1 pseudogene is annotated in these 598 nt (G+C 79.4%); it reads right to left on the bottom strand.

The features are described from left to right. Nucleotides 1-598, bottom strand: a pseudogene (locus ABD308_RS35970) (hypothetical protein); the annotation flags it as partial.

Below are 598 nucleotides of genomic sequence, written 5' to 3'. Positions count from 1 at the left end.
GACGGCCGCCGGGTCGCTGGCGGACAGGCCGGTGACGGCCGTGGCGAACGCGCCCCGGCGGTGGGCGATGCGGATGGCGCGCTCGTGCTCGCCGGCCCGCCACCAGAGGCGGACCACCAGGTCGGCGGAGAGGTCGCGGCCCTCGGCGAGCTCGGCGGCCTGGGCCCGGCGGCCGTGCCGGTCGAGCAGGGCGACGGCCTCGGCGGGCGCGTCGAGCAGGTCGGCCAGGACGAAGGCGGCTTCGTCGATCCGCCCCTGCCGCTCCAGCCGCTCGGCGGCGTGCCGGTAGAGCGCGCTGAGGTGCTGGTAGGCGGTGGGGCCGCTGAACGGGGTGACCGAGGCCGGGGCGCCGGCGCTCGGGGTGGCGCGCAGCGCGCCGGTGAAGCGCTTGGGCAGCGCGAGGGAGAGCCAGGTCCGCGCGGTCGTGCCGCCCCGCGGCTCGGCGGCGAGCGGGAGGGCGTCGCGCAGGGCGTCGTCCCAGCGGTGCTGTTCGAAGGCGCGGGTCAGCTCGCGCAGGTAGCGGGCGTGCCGTTCGTGGAGGAGGTGGGCGGCGGGCGCGTGCAGGGCGAGCCGGAGCCGGGTGAGCGCGGCGGTGACG

This window comes from Kitasatospora putterlickiae, from assembly GCF_039527695.1.
Lineage (GTDB): Bacteria > Actinomycetota > Actinomycetes > Streptomycetales > Streptomycetaceae > Kitasatospora > Kitasatospora putterlickiae.
The sequence above is the reverse complement of the archived record's forward strand: the minus strand, read 5'-3'. Positions and strand labels throughout refer to the sequence as shown.